Genomic DNA, 25579 nt, shown 5'->3' on the forward strand with positions numbered 1-25579 from the left:
AAGCCTCATATCTTATTTTTTAAACGCTCTGATTAATGTAATGTAACCTTTAAACACTTCGTACTGATCGCTTCCTGCTTTTTTAACACGCAGTAAGTAGTAATAAGTGCCTTCATTCAAGCCCTCGCCTGTCCAGTTATTCTGATAGCCTTTGGCACGGAATACCTCGTTACCCCAACGGTTAACAATCTGCAGTTCATTAACCTGATATTGGTTGATGCCCAGGATTTCGAAGGTATCATTTATACCATCACCGTTTGGCGTAAACAGGTTAGGTATGGTGAGCCCGGCGAAGTTAGCCGTTAAAGTTACTGCTGCCACATTGGTGTAATAGCCAAAGGCATCTTTCACTCTGTAGGTAAAAGTATCATCACCGGTGTAACCTGGATCAGGGGTATAGGTAATGGTACCATCAGCGTTCACCGTTACTTTACCATGCTGAGGCTGACCTACAATTTCTACCGTTAATTTATCAAGTGTAGAATTTCCAGGATCGTCATTTGCCAATACATTAATGGTAACCGATTTATTTGCTACCGTACCGCCCACATCATCAACCGCTTTCGGCGATTTAGGGAATGTGATAACGGTTGCGGTATTATTATTTTCGGAAGTTCCCGAAGCATCGGATACATTCACACCACCAAGTGTTTTGGCATTTACCGTAGCGGTATTGGTTACTGTTCCCAGGTCTTTATCGGCCTGTGTTAAAGTATATACTTCCACATTGGTTATAGCGGTTCCAGGGGCTAAACCACCAGGTACTGCAATTACCTTATTGCTTAAGCCAAGTTTTGCATCGGTTAAGGTTATGGTATTTAAAGTATTGGTTCCCGTGTTCTTGATGGTAAAGGTATAGGTTACCTGATTACCACTAAATGCCGCTGTTTTAACCAAAGCGATAGCGCCCATAACCGGAATCTGTGTTACAGTTGGCGTATTGTTATTTTCGGCTGTACCCGAGATATCGGTAACCGAAACATTTGCCGGTGTTTGACCAGTGATGGTTGCACTATTGGTTACGCTTGCGGCATCTTTATCTGCTTGTGTTAACTGATAAACATAACTGTCGGTTACAGTAGCACCCGGAGCAAGCGTACCTGGGATCACCCTGTTCAGTCCAAGTTTAGCATCGACCAGCGTAATAATGTGTAAGGTTACATTTCCGGTGTTTTTAACACTGAAATTATAAGTGATACTATTTCCATCGGCACTTAACGTTCCTGTTTTAACCAGGGTAATGGTAGAAGCCGGAGCAATTAAGGTTACCGTAGCATCATCTGCAGCCAGCGTACCCGGATCATCAGACCGTGGTTTGTTTATAGTACCACCACCAGGCGTTTGTGCAGTTGCTGAAGCCTGATTGCTAAATGAACCTGCATTCACCTCGGTTAAGGTAAGGGTGTGCCTTGCAGTTACCGTAACACTTACACCTGGCGCCAGGCTGGCAATACTAAGCGGAATAATTGATCCCGCATCGGCACCAGCATCTGAAACCGCCACATTGGTTAAGGTTACATTACCCGTGTTGGTTACCACAATGTTGTAATTAATTACATCGCCAACTTTGCTCACCGTATTGGTAGCTGCTTTGGTTAAACTCATTGCCGGAGCTGGTACTAAGGTTACTGTTACCGGAACAGTTACGGTTGTGGTACCACCTTTGCCATCACTTACCGTTATGCTGAAAGTATCATTACCGACATAACCCGGAGTTGGTGTATAAGTATAAGTACCATCGGTATTTACCACTACTGTACCATGTGCCGGCGGGGTGCTTACTGTAAAGGTCAGTGCATCGCCATCTACGTCGCTTGCGGTTATTGTTCCGTTGCTTGCTGTATTTTGCGGTGTAGTAATGGTTGCTGCAGTTGCAACAGGTGTATCATTAACCGGATTTACGGTTACCGATACCGTTACTGTAGTGGTACCACCTTTGCCATCACTAACAGTTACCGTGAATGTATCTGTACCGTTATAGTTTGTGGCTGGCGTATAAGTGTAGGTACCATCAGCATTTACCACTACCGTTCCGTGAGCCGGAGGCGTGCTTACTGTGAAAGTAAGTGGATCGCCATCTGCATCAGTAGCGGTAATTGTTCCGTTAACTGAAGCATCTTCGTTAGTGATAACCGTTGGTGCAGTTGCTACTGGAGCAACATTGGTTGGGTTAACCGTTACGTTGATTGTTACGGTAGTTGTTCCACCTTTTCCATCGCTTACCGTTACGGTAAATACATCGGTACCACTGTAATTATTGGCCGGTGTGTAAGTATATGTTCCATCCGGATTTACCAAGACAGTACCGTGAGCCGGAGGCGTAGTGACGGTGAAGCTTAATGGATCGCCATCTACATCACTGGCCGTGATGGAACCGTTAACTGGCGTATTTTTATTGGTGATGATGGCCGGTGCAGTTGCAACAGGTACATCATTAACCGGATTTACGGTTACCGATACCGTTACTGTAGTGGTACCACCTTTGCCATCACTAACGGTTACCGTGAACGTATCGGTACCGTTATAGTTTGTAGCTGGCGTATAAGTGTAGGTACCATCAGCATTTACCACTACCGTTCCATGAGCCGGAGGCGTGCTTACCGTGAAAGTAAGTGGATCGCCATCTGCATCAGTAGCGGTAATTGTTCCGTTAACTGAAGCATCTTCGTTAGTGATAACCGTTGGTGCAGTTGCTACTGGAGCAACATTGGTTGGGTTAACCGTTACGTTGATTGTTACGGTAGCTGTTCCACCTTTTCCATCGCTTACCGTTACGGTAAATACATCCGTACCACTGTAATTATTGGCTGGTGTATAAGTATATGTTCCATCTGGATTTACCACGACAGTACCGTGTGCAGGAGGTGTAGTGACCGTGAAGCTTAACGGATCGCCATCTACATCACTGGCTGTAATGGTACCGTTAAATGGCGTATTTTTATTGGTGATGATGGCTGGTGCAGTTGCAGCAGGCACATCATTAACCGGATTTACGGTTACAGAAACGGTTACTGTAGTGGTACCACCTTTGCCATCACTAACGGTTACCGTGAATGTATCGGTACCGTTATAATTTGTGGCTGGCGTATAAGTGTAGGTACCATCAGCATTTACCACTACCGTTCCGTGTGCAGGAGGCGTGCTTACCGTGAAAGTAAGTGGATCGCCATCGGCATCAGTAGCGGTAATTGTTCCGTTAACCGGGCTGTCTTCAGGAGTCGTGATGACTGGCGCGGTGGCAACAGGTGCACGGTTATCTCTAATGTTAACGGTAGCAGGTATGGTACTTGCGGTGATTAATGCATTATTGGTTATTGCATTCATCGTTAAGATGACCGTTTCGTTTCCTTCGTTAAGATTATCATCAAGAACCGGAACAGCAACGGTTACTGTTTTTTGTCCGGCAGGTATGGTTACTGTTGTACCAATTGAAGTATAATCTGCACCACTTGTTGCCGTACCCGTTACGGTATAAGCAATCTGGGTATCGGTTGTTGATACATTACTTAAAGTAAAGGTAAACTGACCAGGTGTTGAAGGTTCAGCTCCATCGGCAGTTGCGCTTACGGTAACTGTTGTATTTGATCCGTCGAGAATATTAATTGTTGCCGGAACATTGTTTACCGTTACCGCCGGGTTACCCGAACCGGTTAAGGTAGCGATTATGGTTTCTGCTCCTTCCACAAGCGCATCGCCCAATACCGGAATCGTAATGGTTGCAGTCGTCTGACCAGCAGGAATCGTTACAGTTTTAGTTACAACCGGACTATAGTCACTACCTTCTGTTGCTGTACCACCTAAGGTATAAGTAAGCTGTGTATCCGTAGCAGATGCTTTGCTTAGCGTTATGGTAAAGGTTCCATTTACAGAACCAGTTTCGTTACCGTTTATTCCGGCTGTAATTGTCGCGACAGAAGCATCGTTATCGATAATGGTTGTGCTTGCCGTATTTGTGGCAATAGTTACCAATCCACCAGTTATATTGCTAATGCTTGCGCTAAATGTTTCGTTCGTTTCAACAATATCATCATCGTTAACCGGAACGGTAAACGTTAAGGTAGCACCAGCCGCAGCACCTGCAGGGAAGGTTAATGTTCCGTTTGTGGTGGTGTAGTCTAATCCTGCCTGTGCTGTTCCATTACCAGTAACATAATCAACTGTAAATGAATTTTGAACAGCTGCATTTAAGGTTACGGTAAAGGTAGCTGTACCTGCTGCTTCGTTAACTGTTGGACTTGTAGAAATACTTACCGTTGCATTATTGTTATCGGCAATGTTAATGGTTGCCGCAACATTGCTAACGGTTACCTGTGGATTTCCTGAAGCCGTTAAAGTAGCAATAACATTTTCAGTACCTTCTACAACTGCATCGGTTAATACCGGAATATTAATGGTTCCGGTAGTTTGACCAGCAGGAATGGTAATCGTTTTGGTAATCGCAGTATAATCACTACCCTCGGTTGCTGTACCACCTAAAGTGTAGGTAAGCTGAGTATCGGTAGCCGATGCTTTGCTCAAGGTTACTATGAACGTTCCATTTGCAGGGCCGTTTTCGTTACCGTCAATACCTGCCGTAATGGTAGCCACTGCAGTATCGTTATCGATAATGGTAGCGGTTGCTGTACTTATACCAATGGTTACCACTCCGCCTGATACATTATTAATTGTACCGCTAAACGTTTCATTCAGTTCAACAATATTGTCGTCGTTAACTGGAACGGTAAATGTCAGGCTTGTACCTAACGCAGCACCTGCAGGGAAAGTTAAGGTTCCGCTGGTTGTTGTATAATCGAAACCGGCAGTTGCATTTCCATCGCTTGTGGTGTAACCTACCGTAAACGCATTTTGAACAGCAGCATTTAGTGTTACTGTAAATGTAGCTGTACCTGCTGATTCATTGATAGATGGATCAGTTGAGATGCTCACTGTTGCAGCATTGTTATCAATAATATTAATGCTTGCTGGAACATTACTTACGGTAATTAAAGGGTTACCAGAAGTTAGTAATGTAGCCATCACGTTCTCCGTACCTTCTGCCAATGCATCGCTTAATACCGGAATGGTAATCGTTCCGCTGGTTTGACCTGCAGGGATGGTAATGGTTTTGGTTACAATTGTTGCATAATCACTGCCTTCGGTAGCCGTTCCTGTTAAGGTATAGGTAATCTGGGTATCGGTAGCTGAAGGATTATTCAAGGTAACGGTGAATGTTCCGTTAGCCGGACCATTTTCGTTACCATTTGTACCGGCTGTTATAGAAGCAATTGAAGAACCACTATCGGTAATATTCACGGTTGCTGGCGTTGTGCTTGCAAGGATCGAACCGTTGTTGGTGGTAGCATTCATGGTTAATACAACCGTTTCGGTTCCTTCCACAATATTATCATTTAATACTGGTACCGATACAGTCGCCGTCGTTTGTCCGGCAGGAATGGTTACCGTATTACCAATAGCGGTATAATCGGTTCCACTGATTGCCGTTCCACTTAGCGAATAGGTAATTTTGGTATCCGTTGCTGATACACGGCTTAGCGTAAAGGTAAACTGACCCGGCGTAGCAGGCTCAGCACCATCTGCTGTTGCAGCTACCGTTACTACCCCATCTGTATTATCTAAGATGTTAATCGTTGCTGAGGTGTTGCTTATGGTTACCAATGGATTTCCAGAGGCCGTTAGTGTTGCTAAAACCGTTTCAGTTCCTTCAACAATTGCATCGGCCGATACCGGAATGATAATCGTTCCAGTAGTTTGACCAGCAGGAATGGTGATGGTTTTGGTTACCGTAGCATAATCACTTCCTTCAGTTGCCGTTCCACTTAAAGTATAAGTAATCTGTGTATCAGTAGATGCCGGTTTGCTTAAAGTAACGGTAAATGTTCCGTTTACTGGTCCGTTTTCATTTCCTGTAGTACCTGGCGTAATGCTTGCTACTGACGAATCATTATCGGTAATGGTTACTGTAGCCGAACCGTCTGCAATAGTAACCAATCCACCCGTTACGTTACTGATTATTCCATTGAAAGTTTCACTTGGTTCTACCAGATTATCGTCAATAACCGGTACGGTAAAGGTTAAGCTCGAACCCGCTGCCGAACCTGCAGGGAATGTTAATGTTCCGCTGGTTGCTACATAATCTAAACCAGCGGTGGCCGTTCCGTTCGAAGTATTATAATCAACGCTAAATGCATTCTGTACTGCCCCGCTTAAGGTTACGGTAAAGGTTGCAGTGCCCGAAGCTTCATCTACATTACTTTGGAACAGCGATATACTGGCCGCTACTGAATTGTTATCCAGAATATTAATGCTTGCAGGCGTATTGCTTACGCTTACCAAAGGATTATTGGTACTCGTTAAGGTAATAATTACGGTTTCATTTCCTTCTACAACTAAATCAGTGACCACAGGAACCATTATTGTTCCAACAGTTTGACCTGCCGGTATGGTAATGGTTCTGGTAATCGCAGTATAATCGTTGCCTTCTGTAGCGGTACCGCCAACAGTGAAAGTAATCTGGGTATCGGTAGATGATGGATTGCTTAAAGTTACGGTATATGATCCGTTTACAGGTCCGTTTTCGTTTCCGTTTGTACCGGCACTGATGCTTGCGACCGAAGTATCATTATCCGTAATGGTAACAGTTGCCGATGATGTACCAAGCGTAACCACACCACCCGTAACATTGCTGAGTGTGGCACTTAAGTTTTCTGATGGTTCAACCAGATTATCATCGTTAACCGGAACCGTAAACGTTAAGGTGGCACCCGCTAATGAGTTGGCAGGGAAAGTTAAAGTTCCGCTGGTAGCCGTATAGTCGGCACCTGATATGGCAGTACCGTTGGCTGTAGCATAATTTACGCTGAAGCTATTCTGCACGGCCGTATTTAAGGTTACGGTGAAGGTTGCTGTACCTGCATTTTCGTTAATTACTGGTGTAGCAGATATGCTTACTTTGGCCACATCTTCATCAATGATATTTATTGTTGCAGGTGTATTATTCACTGTAATTACCGGATTGCTCGAAGCTGTTAAGGTTGCAATTACCGTTTCTGTACCTTCCGCCAATACATCTTTCATTACCGGAATAGAGATGCTTCCGGTGGTTTCACCTGCAGGAATGATGATTGTTTTCGTAATGGCACCATAATCGGCGCTTTCTGTTGCTGATCCGGTTAAACCGAAAGTTAAGGTTGTAGGTGTGGCTGACGGATTGCTTAGCGTAACGTTAAACAGCCCGTTTACCAAACCATTTTCATTGGCATTGGTACCAGCAGTGATGGTGGCTACAGCACTATCATTATCAGCAATATTTACTGTCGCCGGACTTGCGCCAATGGCAACGTCTGCCCCTACCACATTACTTAATCCAACAGTAAACGCTTCTGAATTTTCGATCAGGTGATCATCAATTATCGGAATAACGACATCGAATACTGTACCTGCCGGCGAATTTGGCGGGAAGGTTATGGTTCCACTGGTTGCAGTGTAATCTAATCCCGATAAGGCCGTGCCATTCGCTGTTTTATAATCAACAGTAAAGCTATTTTGAACCGCAATATTTAAGGTAACCGATAACGTTACTGTACCAACTGCTTCGCCAATGCTGGCCGCGTTGATCGAGATACTTACGTTGGCGGTATTGGCATCGAGAATATTGATGCTCGAAGGCACAGTATTTACCGAAATGGCAGGGTTATTCGAAGTACCCAAAGTCGCAATAACCGTTTCGGTGCTTTCTGCTACGGCATCAACAATTACAGGAATACTGATTGTTCCGGTAGTCTGCCCTGCAGGGATCGTAATCGTTTTGGTTACGATGGTCGTGTAATCGATGCCCTCTGTTGCAGATCCGCCCAAAGTATAGGTAATCTGTGTATCGGTAGCCGATGGATTACTTAAGGTTACGACAAATGTTCCGCTAACCGGACCAGTTTCGCTACCATTGGTACCTGGAGCAATGCTGGCCACAGCGGTATCGTTATCGGTAATGGTAACCAATGCTGTTGACGTTCCGATGGTTACCAATCCACCTTGAATATTGCTTAGTACAGCGCTCAAAGTTTCTGATGGCTCAACCAGATTATCATCATTAACCGGAACAGTAAACGTTAATGTTGCACCTGCCGGCGAATTTGCAGGGAACATCAATGTACCTGTTGTTGCGGTATAATCTAAACCAGCTGTAGCGGTTCCATCTACCGTTTTATAATCAACACTGAATGAGTTTTGTACTGCTGTACTTAAAGTAACGGTGAACGTTGCCGTTCCAGCTGCCTCATTTATTGTTGGTGTGGTAGAAATGCTTACACTAGCCGTGTTGTTATCCAGAATATTAATAGTGGCAGGGTTATTATTTACGCTAACCAATGGGTTGTTTGAAGTACCCAAAGTTACAACAACCGTTTCTGCGCCTTCTACTATCGCATCTGCCAATACCGGAATAATAATGGTTCCGGTAGTTTGACCAGCAGGAATGGTGATGGTTTTCACAATTGGGGTATAATCACCACCTTCTGTTGCAGTTCCTCCTACCGTATAACTAAGCTGTGTATCAGTTGCTGATGGATGATTTAAAGTTACCGTAAATGTGCCGTTTACCGGGCCGCTCTCATTACCACTTGTTCCGGCGGTAATGGTGGCAATTGCGGTATCGTTATCTGTAATGTTAACCGTTGCTGGTGTGGTACTTGCTGTAATAGCACTATTATTTGTCATAGCAGACATGGTTAATAGCACCGTTTCGTTTCCTTCTACCAGGTCGTCGTTCAATACCGGTACGCTCACCGTAGCAGTAGTTTGTCCGGCCGGAATAGTTACCGTTGTACCGATAGCAGTATAATCGCCTCCACTTGTAGCAGTTCCACCTACCGAATAGGTAATCTGCGTATCCGTTGTAGAAACGTTGCTTAAGGTGAATGTAAACTGACCTGCAGTAGCTGGCTCTGCCCCATTTGCAGTAGCGGTTACTGTTACGGTAGCGGTAGTTTGATCAGCAATACTGATGCTAGCAGGCGTATTGTTTACCGTTACCAATGGATTACCCGAATTGGTTAAGGTAACGACCACGGTTTCTGGTCCTTCTACAATATTATCGCTTAATACCGGAATGGTAATGGTACCTGTAGTTTGTCCGGCTGGGATCGTGATGCTTTGAGTTACAATCGGACTGTAATCGCTACCCTCTGTTGCTGTTCCGCCAATAGTATAGGTAATGGTGGTTGGCTGCGAAGAAGGATTGCTTAAGGTAACCACAAATGTTCCATTTACAGGGCCGTTTTCAGCACCATCTGTTCCTGCAGCAATGCTGGCTATGGCCGTATCATTATCTGTAATGTTAACAGTAGCCGGTATTGTACTTGCCGTAACCGAAGCATTATTGGTTGCAGCGGTCATGGTTAAAATAACGGTTTCCATACCTTCTGCAATATTATCATCCAATACCGGTACACTTACCGTTGCAGTGGTTTGTCCGGCAGGGATGGTTACCGTTGTCCCGATAGCGGTGTAATCTCCAGCACTTGTAGCTGTTCCGGTTACCGTATAGCTAATCTGTGTATCAGTGGTCGCTACATTGCTTAAGGTAAAGGTAAACAAACCTGGTGTTGCAGGTTCTGCCCCATTCGTTGTAGCAGCTACGGTTACGGTTGCTGTGGTATTATCGCTAATGTTAATGCTTGCAGGCGTATTGCTTACGGTTACCAGCGGATTGCCCGAGTTGGTTAAAGTTGCAATTACGGTTTCTGTATCCTCGACAATATTATCGCTTAATACCGGAATGGTAATAGTACCCGTAGTTTGTCCGGCCGGGATGGTAATGGTTTTCGTTACAATGGTACTGTAATCGCTGCCTTCAGTAGCTGTTCCACTTAAAGTGTAAGTTAAAGTAGTTGGCTGCGCAGATGGATTACTTAGAGTAACCGTAAATGTACCATCAGAAGGTCCATTTTCATTACCTGGTGTACCTGCAGTAATGGTGGCTACTGAAGTATCATTATCTGTAATATTAACGGTTGCAGGAGTCGTGCTGGCCGTAACTGAAGCGTTGCTGGTCGTGGGTGCCATCGTCAAAATAACGGTTTCCGTACCTTCTGCAATATTGTCGTTCAATACCGGTACACTTACCGTTGCCGTGGTTTGTCCGGCAGGGATAGTAACTGTAGATCCTATTGCAGTATAATCTAATCCGCTTATTGCGCTTCCACCCACACTATAGGTAATCTGTGTATCTGTAGTTGAGACATTACTTAAGGTAAACGTAAATAAACCTGGTGTAGTTGGCTCTGCTCCATCATTGGTTGCCGATACCGTTACTGTGGCTGTAGTGTTGTCAGCTATATTTATAGTTGCAGGGCTATTGCTGATCGTTACCAATGGATTTCCAGAGGTGGTTAACGTAGCTGTTACGGTTTCTGTTCCTTCTACTATGGCATCGGTTAATACGGGAATCGTAATGGTTCCTGTGGTTTCTCCCGCCGGGATAATAATGGTTTTGGTTATGGTGGTGAAATCACTTCCTTCGGTTGCAGTTCCAGCTATAGTATAGGTAAGCTGTGTATCTGCCGATGATGGATTGCTTAAGCTTACCGTAAAGGTTCCGTTTACAGGTCCATTCTCATCGCCTGGTATTCCCGCAGTAATCGTGGCTTCTGAAACATCATTATCAACAATAGTTGCGGTGGCTGTGGCATTGCTGATTAACACCACACCGCCTGTAATATTGCTTAATGTTGCGCTAAAAGTTTCAGCTGACTCGGCAATATTATCGTTATTGATCGGAACGGTAAAAGTTAACTTATCACCTGCCGCAGCATTTGCCGGGAAGCTTAAAGTTCCGGTCTGCGTGGTATAATCTGCCCCAGCAATTGCAGTCCCGTTGGTTGTTGTATAATCTACAGTAAATGCATTTTGAACCGCGTTGTTTAAGGTTACAGTAAAGGTTACTGTTCCATCGGCTTCATTTACCGTAGGTGTAGTCGAAATACTTACACTCGCAGTATTGGCATCAAGGATATTGATTGATGCAGCTGTTGCACTGATGTTTACCGATGGATTGCTTGAGCTGGCTAAAGTTCCGATAACGGTTTCAATGCTTTCGCTAACAGCATCTGCTAACACCGGGATGGTGATCGTTCCTGTAGTCTGTCCTGCTGGAATGGTAATGGTTTTGGTTACAATGGCCGAATAATCGCTTCCTTCGGTTGCTGATCCACCTAAATTATAGGTCAGCTGTGTATCAGTTGAAGATGGATTACTTAAGGTTACAGTGAATGTTCCGTTTACCGGACCAGTTTCATCGCCGTTTAAACCTGCAGTAATTGTTGCTATCGAAGTATCATTATCGGTCATGGTTACCGTAGCAGTACTGGTTGCAATGCTTACTAAACCACCTGTTACATTACTGATTGTCGCGTTGAACGTTTCATTTGGTTCAAGGAGGTTATCATTATTAACCGGAACGCTAAAGGTTAAAGTTGCCCCGGCAGGAGATCCGGCAGGGAAAGTTAATGTTCCGCTTGTGGCGGTATAGTCTAAGCCTACTCCGGCTATTGCAGTGCCATTGTTGGTTGCATAATCAACTGTAAATGCGTTCTGAACAGCTGCACTTAAAGTAACTGTGAATGTTGCTGTTCCATCGGCTTCGTTTATACTCGCTGGTGTGGCAGAAATACTTACGGTAGCGGCATTATTGTCGTTAATATTAATGCTTGCAGCTGTATTATTTACGGTTACCAACGGATTTCCGGATGTAGCTAATGCCGCAACAACGGTTTCCGTTCCTTCCACTGTTGCATCGCTTAACACCGGAATGGTAATCGTACCGGTAGTTGAACCCGCAGGAATGGTAATGGTTTTGGTTACGATTGCAGTATAATCATTGCCTTCGGTTGCTGTTCCGTTTAAAGTATAGGTGAGCTGTGTATCGGTTGAAGATGGATTGCTTAAGATTACCGTAAAGGTACCGTTCACGGGTCCGTTTTCATTTCCTGCAATGCCTGCTGTAATGCTTGCAACTGAACTATCATTATCAGTAATATTAACAATAGCTGGTGTTGTACTTGCTGTAATAGCAGCATTACTTGTGGCAGCCGTCATGGTTAAGATTACCGTTTCGCTACCTTCTGCAATATTATCATCCAATACGGGAACTGATACGGTTGCTGTTGTTTGTCCGGCCGGAATGGTTACCGTAGTACCAATCGAAGTATAATCGGCCCCGCTGCCAGCTGTTCCACTCACTGAATAGGTAATCTGCGTATCCGTTGCAGATACATTACTTAAGGTAAAGGTAAACTGACCAGGTGTGCCTGGCTCGGCACCATCAGCACTCGCCGCAACGGTTACCGTAGCCGTTGTATTATCGGCAATATTAATGCTCGCCGGGGTATTGCTTACCGTAACAGCGGTATTATTACTGGCAGTTAATGTGGCCACTACAGTTTCGGTACCCTCCACCAAGGCATCGGTTAATACCGGAATGGTGATCGTTCCCGTAGTTTGACCTGCAGGGATAGTGATGGTTTTGGTTACGATATTACTGTAATCTGTCCCTTCGCTGGCTGATCCGCTTAAGCTATAAGTAAGCTGCGTATCAGTTGCCGATGGATTACTTAAGGTTACTGTATAGGTTCCGTTTACCGGTCCGTTTTCGTTTCCATTGGTAGCTGCACTAATGGTGGCTACCGAAGTATCATTATCGGTAATGGTAACTGTAGCCGTGCTGGTTGCAATGGTTACCAAACCACCTGTCACATTACTAATTGTAGCATTAATGGTTTCGTTCGGCTCAACTACATTATCGTTCGTAATCGGAACCGTAAAGGTTAAAGTAGCACCTGCCAACGATCCCGCAGGGAAGTTTAAGGTACCGGTTGCAGCGGTATAATCGCTACCCGAAATAGCCGTACCGTTCGAAGTGCCATAATCGACACTAAAACCTGCCTGAACGGCATTGCTTAAAGTTACGGTATAGGTCGCTGTTCCTGCTGCTTCATCGATACTGGCTGGCGTGGCAGAGATACTTACTGTCGCCACATCATTGTCATTAATGGTTCCAATTCCTTCGGCCTGCGTAATGCTAAGCGGAGCACTGGCACCACTTAAGGTTACTTTGAAGGTTTCAATACTTTCAGTGATGTTATCGTTTGTTACCGGAATAAGAATAGTTTGCGTAGCACCTGAAACAGAACCCGCAGGGAAAGTAACTACACCTGTTTGAGCGGTATAATCAGACCCTGCAATTGCTGAATTGTCAGCAGTGGTATAATTGATTGAAAGTGCATCCTGTATATTTCCGGTCAATGTTACCGTGAAGGCCATGCTGCCAACGTTTTCTAAAGCAGAAACACTGTTAATAGCTACACTTGCTGCATCATCATCGGTAATACTGGCTGTTCCTGTTGCTCCTGCCGCAGGAATCGTTACTGCCGATCCGGCACTAATACTATTTAAGGTTACGGTGAAGTTTTCGGCACTTTCGGTAATGGCATCATTAATCACCGGAATATTGAAAGTTTGCGTCGCACCTGAAACAGAGCCCGCAGGGAAAGTTACACTACCCGTTGTTGCCGTATAATCAGAACCTGCAATTGCCGTTCCGTTGGCCGTTGAATAATTTACGGTAAATGCATCCTGAACATTACCGGTTAAGGTTACCGTAAAGGTGGCATTACCAGCATTTTCCACTAACGATACATTGTTGATTGCTACCGTTGCCTGATCGTTATCTGCAATATTTACCGTTGCAGGAATGGTACTTGCCGTAATGGCCGGATTGCTGGTTGCGGCCGTCATGGTTAAAATAACGGTTTCTCCTGGCTCCACAAAAGTATCGTCCTGCACCAATACCTGTACGGTTTTGCTGGTTTGTCCGGCCGGGATGATTACTGTTGTACCCAGCGAAGTATAATCTGTTCCACTACTTGCTGTTCCGCTTACTGCAAAAGTAACCTGTGTATCGGTTGTGGCAGCATTACTTAAGGTGAAGGTAAACAAGCCTGGCGTACCTGGTTCAGCACCATCATTGGTTGCCGCTACGGTTATGCTTGCAGTTGTATTATTGGTAATATTAATTGTTGCCGTTTTATCAGCAGGAATTGGTGAAACGTTTACCAATGCACTGGTTGTAGATACCAGGGTGGCCACCACCGTTTCTGTTCCTTCAACCAGTAAATCGGTTTGAACTGGAATTGTGATTGTTCCGGTAGTTTGCCCTGCCGGAATAATAATGGTTTTGGCTATTGTTGAGTAATCAGTTCCCTCTGTTGCGGTACCACCTAAAGTATAGGTAATTTCGGTATCTGTTGAAGATGGATTACTTAAGGTTACGGTAAAGGTTCCGTTGACAGGTCCGTTTTCGTTTCCTGATGTTCCTGCAGTAATGGATACCGTTGCTGCATCGTTATCAACAATAGTTGCAGTGGCGGTAGCATTGCTGATAATCACCACTCCTCCTGTAACTCCGCTTAGGGTAGCGGTAAAGGTTTCGGATGCTTCAGCAATAACATCGTTGTTTATCGGAACCGTAAAAGTTAATGTGCTTCCTGCAGCAGCATTTGCCGGGAAGATTAATGTTCCGCTGGTAGCTGTATAATCTAAACCTGCCAATGCAGTACCATCAGCTGTGCTGTAATTTACACTAAACGGGTTTTGAACCGCATTGTTCAGGGTAACAGTAAAAGTTGCCGTTCCCGCAGTTTCATTGATGGTAGGCGTAGTAGAAATACTGATACTCGCTGTATTGGCATCAATAATATTGATACTGGCCGGCGTCGTATTTACAGTTACCGCATTATTCGAAGTGGCTAAAGTGGCCGTTATCGTTTCTGTACTTTCGGTAACCGCATCAGGCTGCACATCAAGGGTAATGGTTCCTGTAGTTTGTCCAGCAGGAATGGTAATGGTTTTGGTGACTACCGTTGAGTAATCGCTTCCTTCGGTTGCTGTTCCGCCTAAAGTATAGGTTAATTGTGTATCGGTTGATGCCGGATTGCTTAAGGTTACCACAAAGGTTCCTTTTATTGGTCCGGTTTCGTTACCGTTTACACCTGCTGCAATGGTCGCAACGGAAGTATCGTTATCCGTAATGGTTACCGGCGCAATTGCAGTACCGATGGTTACCAGTCCACCTGTTACACCGGTTAAGGTTCCATTGAAGGTTTCGCCTGGTTCAACCAGATTATCGTTATTTATTGGAACGGTAAATGTTAAGGTAGCGCCCGCAGCAGAATTTGCCGGGAAGTTTAAGGTTCCGCTGGTAGCGGTATAATCAAGTCCGGCAATTGCTGTTCCATTTGTGGTGGTATAGGTGACATCAAATGCACCCTGAACGGCACTGTTAAGCGTTACCGTAAATGTAGCCGTTCCGGCAGCCTCGTCGATACTGGTTGGACTAGTCGAAATACTAACCGTTGCCGTGTTGTTATCCAGAATGTTAATGCTTGCCGTTTTATCTGCTGGAGTAGTGGTGATACTTACCAGCGCACTATTTGAAGCCAAAAGAGTGGCAATAACTGTTTCTGTTCCTTCTGCTGCCAAATCTGTTTTAACAGGTATGGTAATTGTTCCGCTGGTCTGGCCTGCAGGAATAATAATCTTTTTGGTTACAATGTTATCGTAATCAGCACCTTCTGTTGCTGTCCCACCCAAAGTATAGGTAATCTCCGTATCTGTAGAAGATGGATTACTTAAGTTTACTGTAAAGGTTCCGTTTACTGGGCCATTTTCATTGCCTGTAGTTCCGGCAGTAATGCTTGCAACCGAGCTATCATTATCAGTAATGGTTGCATTAGCTGTTCCGGTAGCAATAGTGACCAAACCGCCTGTTACATTGCTTAATGTTGCAGCGAAAGTTTCACCTAACTCGACCAGATTATCGTTCGTAATGGCAACAGTAAAGGTTTGGGTTGCGCCTGCAGCTGATCCGGCCACAAATGTAATGGTTCCGTTTTTAGCCGTATAATCTGTCCCAGCTGTGGCTGTACCATCTACAGTCGCATAATCAACCGTAAATGCATTTTGAATGGCATTGTTTAAGGTTACCGTAAATGTAGCGGTCCCGGCAGCTTCGTCATAACTAACTGGTGTTGCCGAAATACTTACCGTAGCGGCATCGTTATCGGTAATGGTAGCTGTTCCGGTTGCAGTAGCAATAGTAGCCGGCCCGGTTATTCCAGAAAGTGTAGCTGTAAAGGTTTCACTGGTTTCGGTAATGTTATCGTTAATTACCGGAACGGTAAAAGTTTGCGTAGCGCCATTTACCGACCCTGCCGGGAAGGTAACGGTTCCGGTAGTTGCGGTATAATCGCCCGGTTGAACCGCAGTACCATCGGCAGTAGCAAAATTAACGGTGAAACTGTTTTGTACAGCTCCTGTTAAGGTTACCGTGAAAGTAGCTAAACCACCCGTTATATCTTCTGCAACAGAAATATTGTTGATGGCAACAGCAGCATTATCGTTATCCACAATCGAGGTGCTTACACTAGCATTGCCTAAAGATGCCGGACCAGTAAGCGATCCGATAGAAACGCTGTAATCTTCTGTATTTTCCAGTATATTATCATCAATTATCGTAACAGGGAAAGTGATGGTACCACTTGCTGCGCCAACAACCGATCCCGCAGGGAAAGTAATAGTCGAACTACTAAAGTTATAATCAGCAGCATTAGTGGTATTCGGCGTGATTCCGGTTTGCACCGTTACCGGCGATGCCAGAATTGTTCCTGCCGTTCCGGTTAGGGTAAGGGTATAATTAACCGCACCTGCATTTTCGTTAACGGATGCAGGTCCTGACAATACCACAGTTGGATAAATGCTCACATTAACCGTAACCGGATCGCTCACTACCCCATCGGCTGTTGTTAAGGTATAAGTATAACTATCTGTTCCGGTATAACCTGCATTTGGTGTATAGGTTACTTTTCCGCTTGCATCTACTGAAGTTGTACCATGTGCACCATTTCCTGCTAATACCGTAGTGTTGGTGGCAGTTGCACCATCATTGGCTTTAACATCGGTAGTAACCGGTGTGTTTACTAAGGTATTTGCGTTATCGGTTAGTCCTACAGGTTTAATTGAAATGATAAAAGTTTGTGCTGCACTTTGGTCTACACCACCATTTGCGGTGCCTCCATTATCATTTAACACCACCGTTACAGTAACCTTGCCCGCAAAGTTTCCTGAAGGTGTATAAGTTAAGTTTCCTGAAGCGTCTATAGCAGGTTGTACTGTAAACGAAGTGTTGCTGTTATTGCTGACTACAAAGTTTAGCGTTTGGCTTGCAAGCTCATCGGCCGGCCCAGCCACAACAGCTGTAGCCCAATTGTTGATGGTTTGTGCACCTGCATTCGCATTGATTAGCTGGTCGGCGCCTTTTGTAAATGAAGGTGCATCGTTTATTGGATTGATCGTTATGTTAACATTTTTAGCCACATTAGCATAAACTGTTCCATCAGATCCATTCCAGCTAAAGCTTGTTGAGCCATTAAAATTGGCATTAGGTACGAACGTGATTTTATCTAAGTCAGCATTATTAATTTCCTGCCCTGCAGTAATATTTAAACCATTTAATTTAAGTGTACCGTTGGCTGGAAGACTTACAATCTGAATTTTGCTTAAAGCACTATTCTCCACATCGGTGAAACGGGTGGTAAAATCGGTTATTGCAAAAGGAATAATGGTATCCTCATCTCCTGACTTACCAAAATCATCAACAACCGGTGCATCATTTACTGGTGTAACCGATATATTAACCGCAGCAATTGCGGAGTAAGATGTACCGTCGTTTCCGGCCCAGTTAAAGCTAACATTTCCATTAAAGTTTAAGCCTGGAACAAAAACTAAATTGGGAATTTCAGAAGCCAGTATCTCCTGACCTGCCGATACTGCCGAGCCATTGAGCAATATGGTACCTTGTGCAATTGGAGGAAGGTTTGACAACTGAATTTTTGACAAGGCATCACCTTCTATGTCATTAAAATTGCTGGTAAAATTTCCTAAAGTAAATGGCAGATTAACATCTTCTACGGTCGTTAAGTTAATATTGCCTATGGTTGGCAAATCGTTAACTGGTGCAATAATAATGTTGACATCATTTTGTACAGTTGCATATGCTGTGCCATCGCTACCGTTCCATTTAAAGGTAACTGTACCGTTAAAGTTTGGCGCAGGAACAAACGTTATGTTGGCCAAATCTACTGCCGCTATTTCTTGTCCGGTAACAATATTAGTTCCGTTCAGTTTTAATACCCCCTGGCTGGCTGGAGGTAAGGTTACCACCTGAATTTTATTTAGTGCATCGCCATCTGCATCAGTGAAGTTGCCTGTAAAATCGCTTGCTGTAAAGTTTAATGTTACATCTTCCGCACCTGCTTTGGATACTGCAGCGATTACCGGATTATCATTAATCGCAGCAATAGTAATGTTCACATTTGCCGGCGCATTTGCATAAGCAAGTCCATCGCTGCCATTGTAACTAAACGATACATTACCATTAAAGTTAGGTGCAGGCACGAAAACAAGATTAGCTAAATTTGCGGTTGTAATTTCTTGTCCGATTGTTACATCAACACCATTTAATTTAAGGACTCCCTGTGCGGCTGGAGGTAAACTCAATACCTGTATTTTGGCCAATGTACCATCTACATCGGTAAACTGATTAGTAAAATCAGCACCTGTGAAAACCACATTGGTATCTTCTGTTCCATTTTTAGCCACATTGGCTACAGAAGGAATATCGTTAACCGGCTGAATACTTAATGTTAACGTTTTGGTATCGGTTAATGCCGGTCCTCCTGTATTGCCCTGATCGTTAATATTTACAGTTAAGGTAACATTGCCATTTGCATTTGCTAAAGGTGCATAGGTTACTTTATTGGCTGCAATAAAAGTATTGATAGCGCTTATGTTTCCGGTAATTGTAATTGCATTTGTACCTGTACCGGCAATGGCTATGCCCGCTTCGCTGGTGGCGCTTATCGTACCCTGGCCCGACGGAACGCTTAATGTAACGACAACGTTCAGGTTGCCTGCATCGGCATCTGCAAAGCTGATTCCGCTTATTGTCTTCGGTGTATCCTCAACAACTGAAATTGAAGCCGGCACTGTTGCAATTGGCGCAATATTGTAATCTTCTCTCCAATCCCGTTCAGCAGTTGCCGGAGTATCTAAATTAGGGAATGAATTAGGGTTCTGGCCATTTGTTGGATTATTGGCCGCATCATTATTATCAAAAGCATCATCCAGGCCATCTTTATCTGCATCGGTACCCAGTGCCACTACATTAGCAATACCATTATTATCGGTATCATATGCTTCAATGGTATCGCTATCGCCATCATTATCCGAATCTAAGTCGAGGTAATCTGCCTGATCTGCACCATCTGTATTTACAGGTACAATACCCGCTCCATAAGCATCATCTAAGCCATCGTTATTGGCATCAACACCAGAAGGCGGAAGATAACCAGCAGTGCTTTGTGCTTCAATATTATCTGGAATACCATCACCATCAGAATCAAGGTCTAAGAAGTTCGGAATACCATCTCCATCCGTATCGGTTACGCCTTCAACCGAATCTTTAATACCATCACCATCTGAATCAAGATCGAGGTAATTTGGAATACCGTCTCCATCGTTATCTTTAACTGTTACTGGAGTACCTGAAGGATCGCCAGTTAAAGTACCCGTAATGTTATTGTAGTCATCTGCAATATCAACAATACCATCATTATCAAAATCGTTGGTTAAACCTGTACCCACTTTTCCATCGCCATCTACATCTGGTCCGCCATTTTCTATTACATCGTTAATACCGTCATTATCCGAATCAAGATCAAGGAAATTAGGCACACCATCACCATCTTTATCTGGCGGCGTATAACCTCCGTTAGCAGCTAATGGAACACCATTGGCATCTACATTAGCAGGGCCGATTAAACCGATTCCTGGTAAACCATTGTTATCAGGATCTGAACCACCCGCTTCTATTACATCCGGCACACCGTCACCATCAGAATCCAGGTCATGGTAATTTGGTAAACCATCCCTTCCTCCAGTGTCAGTCATGCCATCTACCGTATCTAAAATACCATCGTTATCGTCATCCAGATCAATCCCATCCGGCACGCCATCTTTATCATAATCTGATGAGCTTCTCCAATCTCTTTCTCCTCCGGGCACCTGAACATCAGGCATCGAAAGCGGCGTTTGTCCTCCGTTGGTTGCATAACCTATCGGACTGGTATTGCCATTGTCGTTATCATAAATGTCAGCTAATCCATCACCATCAGCATCAGGGAGCAAATCCATAATTCCATCCGGAGTGGATGCACCTGTCTGATTATTTTTAACGTCGACTTCTAATGGACTGGTTACTGCATTTTCAAGCCAGTCTCTAAATCCATCGTTTTCAGCATCCGTATCAACATAATCCGGCGCACTACCTCCATCGGCATTAGAATAACCAGAAATAGCTCCGCCATTATTTACATCATAGGCATCATCTATCCCATCGCCATCCGTATCCAGGCCTTTAGGCGCTACATATAAAGTGGTTGGTAAACCTTCAACAATATCAATAATGCCATCATTGTCGGCATCGATATCCAGGTAGTTCGAAAGGCCATCAAAATCCCTGTCCTGGTTAAACAATGTACTAATCGTTACAAAATCCGGGTCGTTCAAATCTGAAAGACCATCTTTATCGGCATCAACGATTGGTCCCGTACCAATAATACCATCGTTTTCGCTATCTATAATATAAAAAGCCGCTTCATAAGTATCTGGTATTCCATCGCCATCGGAATCGAGATCCAGGTAGTTTGGCTTGCCATCTTTGTCTTTATCCTGAATAACCAAAGGTGTTCCCCCGTTATTGGGATCAACGGCATTGGCCAATCCGTCGCCATCTGTATCCACAAAAGCACCAATACCAAAGCGACCATCGTTATCCGGATCGTTATTTGGGTTTCCGTTCGATTCAATTGCATCTACAATACCATCGTTATCCGAATCTACATCCAGGTAATTAGGAATTCCATCGTTATCAAAATCACTGATTCCCTCAACAGTATCCGGAATGCCATCATTATCATCATCCTGATCAATGCTATCCGGTACACCATCGCGATCCGAATCTATTGTAAGATTAACTACGTTAGAAATGACACTCGCACAAGCATTATCGGTTTGCGTAACCAGCACCCGGTATTTGTAACCTTCCATGGTACTGTTAACCCCGGTAATGGTGAGGATATTGGTGGTTGCTCCACTGTACAGACTACCATTGCTAATATTGGTAAAATTAGTCCCGTTGTTGGTACTAAGCTGCCATTGATATTGGCTGGTACCACTACCACCAGTTGTGGCTACATTTAAAGTAACATTAGATAAAGCCCTAACATTTTGGTTAACTGGCTGTGTGGTAATTGTACTTGCCGTACCTACAGTAATTACAACCGGACTTGTGGTTGCCGATTGGCATACCGTTCCGTTTAGGGTAGATACTGTTGTTCTGCGGTATTGGGTAGTTTGGGTTAAAGCTCCCGGCGCATATGTAGCCGATGTTGCTCCTGCAATCACATTCCAGGTAGTGCCATTGGTAGAATTTTCCCAGGTGTAAGTTATGGTGCCTGCTCCTGTACCGTTAGCTGTAGAGCTGATGGGTGCTGGTGTGGTATTGGCACAAATGGTTTGGTTCGCGGCAATAGTGCCAGGGGTAACCGCACTCTGTACGGTAACATCAAATGTAAAGGTGTTGCCGCTGCAATTGTCTAAAACCGGAGTTACCGTATACCTTACAGTTGCACTGGCAGCTGAGTTATTCACCAAAGTTTGGCTAATTGGCGCGCTTACAGCTGTAGTCGCATCGCTAAATCCGGTAACGTTGCTACCGCTGATTAAACTGGCTGTCCAGGTATATTTTACATTTGCGTTGCTCGATGTTGGACTAACAGAGAAAGTTCCGTTGCTACAAAGCGTTGCCGGGTTACCAGCTGATGCTGAAATATTCGGTCCGATTACTGTGGTAATGGTAAATGTACTACCACTACAACCCGCATTAGTTGGTGTAACCGTATAAACAACGTTAGCTGTGGTTGTGCCGGTATTGGTTAAGGTTTGTGCAACCGAGGAAGCATTTGTTCCGGTAGTTGCACCTGTTACCGTGCCACCGCTAATAACAGGAGCAGACCAGGTATAAGTTGTACCTGCTGGTGCTTCAACTGGTGCAAAATTGAAAGAACCCGATACACACAGGTTATAATTTTGATTTGAAATGCTGGGCCTTGTGGTTACACTTATGGTTACTGGTGTTGACGGTGCATTAGTACAACCTCCTCCACTTACTATGGCCCTAAAAGATGTGGTTACGTTAAGGTTGGTATAGTTTAAAGTTGTAGAAGTTGTATTAGGCAGATAAGTACTCCAGGTAGTACCATTATCAGTAGAAAATTCCCATCTAACCGGTGTAGCAGTTGTATTAGCCAAGGTTAAAGTGCCGTTGCTGCCACTACAAACAGGCGATGCACCCGTGATTGTTCCTGTAGAGGTAACGGTAATGGTATGGGTAGCCGTTTTAGGTGTACACCCTGCTGCAGAAGCGGTAACAATTGCAGTTCCATTAAATAGCGGTGAAAAAGTAACCTCGCCGGTAGTAGCATTAATAACAGCTTCCGAACCGGTAGTGTTGATGCTGTAGGTTATTCCGGTGGTGTTCGCAGCCGTGGCCGTATAGGTTTGCGTACCCGCTCCCTGACATCTTGTAGATGTGCTTCCGGCAGCAAACACCGGAGTACCCACTATACCGTTTACCCGTATGGTTCCTGAAGCCGACACATTCGGGCTTCCTCCAGTTGTGGTTACCGTATAACTTTGAGCGCCGCTTGTGGCCGTAGTTGGTGTGCCGGATATGGTTAGTATTTTTGTGCTTGAATTATAATTTTGGGTAATACCCGCTGGCAGACCTACAACATTGGCTCCTGTTGCCGTTCCTCCAATTGAATAAGTAATGTTAGTAATGGCGGTACCAATACATACTGTTTGCGCATCTGATGGAGGCGATGATGGTGAAGTTAATGATATTGCCGTAATGGGCGTAGTACTTATCGTAACTGCATCATTGGCTGTATTTGGGTCTGACTGAGTACCTGTAATGGTTGCCGAATTGCTATAATCGCCGGAAGCATTTACCTTGGCTGTAATAACCAGCGTAGCTGATGCATTAGGCCCCAGCGAACCGATGTTCCAAACGCCTGTAGTATTTACATAGGATGTTCCGGTAGATGCCGTATGGCTTACGTAGGTATAACCAGATTTTAACAGATCGGTAACCGAAACGCCCAAAGCCGTACCTACACCAATATTACTAGCTGTTAATGTGAATTTTACCGATCCGTTTACAGCAGGGGTCGCATTATCTACCGTTTTGGTAATCGCACGGTCTACATTACATAAGGCTACGGTAATAGGCAATGATTGCGCACTGATACCGCAATCTAATTTAGAAGTAATGGTATAAGTTCCCGATTCAGTTGGCGCATAAGTCATACCAGTTGCTCCTGGTATAGCCACGCCATTAAAATACCATTGAAAAGGGGCAATGCCAGTTGGATCTGCGCTTAAGGTAGCACTGCTGCAGGCCGTTTGTGATAGTATCGGTTTTAAGGCTTGTTCTGGTAATGGTGTAATAAAATTAGACATGGAATAACCACCACCCGTTTGCACCATGGCAATATTCATCCGCGTACCGCTGGTAAAGGTTAGTGTAGCGGGTGAATTGATATTGGCATTCGTAAAATCGATAATATAGTTCCCTGTACTTCCCAACTGTCTCCTTACCCCCACACCAGCAATCGTTTCTATATCGGTATTGGTATAGTTGGTTGTACTGCTCCCCGTAGTGGTTAACAAAACTTTATCGGTTGCACTTTTCGTGGTGATGTAACCAAAATAGGTTAAATCTCCCCCGGAACTGTTCCTGAATTTATATGTTTTGGCGACCAAACTTCCACCACAGGTAGCCACCGGTGCCAGGGTAAGCATATCTACTTCACAACTGGTTGCAGTACCTGAATAGGCCACAACATTTTTTGTAGATAATACCCTCGATGAACTATATTGACTACCTACTACCCCATTTGGTATGGTAACGAAACTACCTGCAGCCACCAATGTATAAGAATTGGTTGAAGCCAGCGAACCATTAGTATTGTAATTGGTAATTGTAAGTGTTGTATTGGCCTGCGTAGCCACAATGGTGGTTTGCTCAGCAGTAGAGTTACCCGCACTTCTGATAATCAGGTATTCACTACCTAGGGAAGTAACAGGAGGAACAGGATTAAACACCCCATCGCCACAACCTGCAGGAGAATCTAAATTAGACCCCGAATTCATCACAACTGGTGCCGAACTTTCGACCAAACCACCAATTGCGGTTTGAAAAATATAACTTTGGCCCGTATTTAAAGTCGTTATTGCCGTTCCATTTAACTTAATCGTGGTGTTGTTTTCAAGCGCCATTACACTGTACACCACATTACTCAATCCATCCCTGTAATAACCTACCCTAAAAGAAGTTCCTATTGCAGCATCGCCAAAACTGAATAATGCCGAATTTCCCTTAATATTTGCATCCGTATAGGCATCAGAAGCCACATTGCGGATGTTAACCGTAATGGGATTATTACCCTCTACAATAATCCCGCGATCGTTAAGTATCGTATTTAGTGCATTAGCGGATATCGTATTAGGATTCCCCACAAAACGATAAACTGCTGGTGCTGCTGGTGTTGGTGTAAGCGTGGTAACCAATGTTCCATCACTTTTTTTTACGTTAACCGTAGTTCCAACTGTATTGGTGGTCACAATTAACTCGTTTGCCTGACTCCAATATTGCCAGGGCGCTGGTGCAATGTAATGAGTTTTATAAGTCTGCCCAAACGCCGCCCCAAAGTTGAAAATAACAATAGCGAACAAAAAAACCACCCAGCGAGCAAAAGAGCTACCAAATTGTTTTGTTAAATTAATTTTCTCACCAAAAAATATATGCGAATAGCGGGATAGAGAGTGTAAATTTTTATTCATACGCTGGGATGATAGGTACCTGTATCATTAAGAATGATATCGTTCTAAAAAGCTGTTTTTATTTCAAGAAATATTTACGTAATCTTAAAACCTGTGGTTTTAAAAATTGAAAATTTTATGAGCAATTAATTTAAGCCGTTCATTCTGTTCATCAAAGTATACAAAGATATATTATTAAGTATCAATATTTTTACGGCAAATCTAAAATACGTATAATTAATTATACACAAAAACATCAATTTGATTTTTGTCAAAAAAAACAGCTATCTAAAGTTAAATTGGCCTGTTTTTACCAGAGCCTGCGACCCAGATATATTGATCCTGATCAACTAAATAAATACAACTTTTAGCTATATTCGTTTAAGGCTTATACTTAGGTCAGGTAACAACTCTTGAATGCGCTATTCATTTAGAATAGCCAAAATCATTTTCTCTGGAATCTAAACGTTAACACAAATGAATTAAATAAAACTTTGACTGTTTTAAAATGTTGAGATAGTAATCA

The 25579-nt window shown here is 43.9% G+C and carries 1 protein-coding gene; it reads right to left on the reverse strand.

Features of this window, described 5'->3' with window-relative positions:
• Positions 1–12 precede the first annotated feature (12 nt).
• Positions 13–25074: a Calx-beta domain-containing protein gene (locus AC07YT_RS21390; protein WP_145954216.1), complete on the reverse strand. Its 25062-nt coding sequence runs from the start codon at positions 25072–25074 to the stop codon at positions 13–15.
• Between the last annotated feature and the right edge of the window lie 505 nt (positions 25075–25579).

The sequence above is a fragment of the Pedobacter sp. GW460-11-11-14-TSB4 genome (assembly GCF_059423705.1).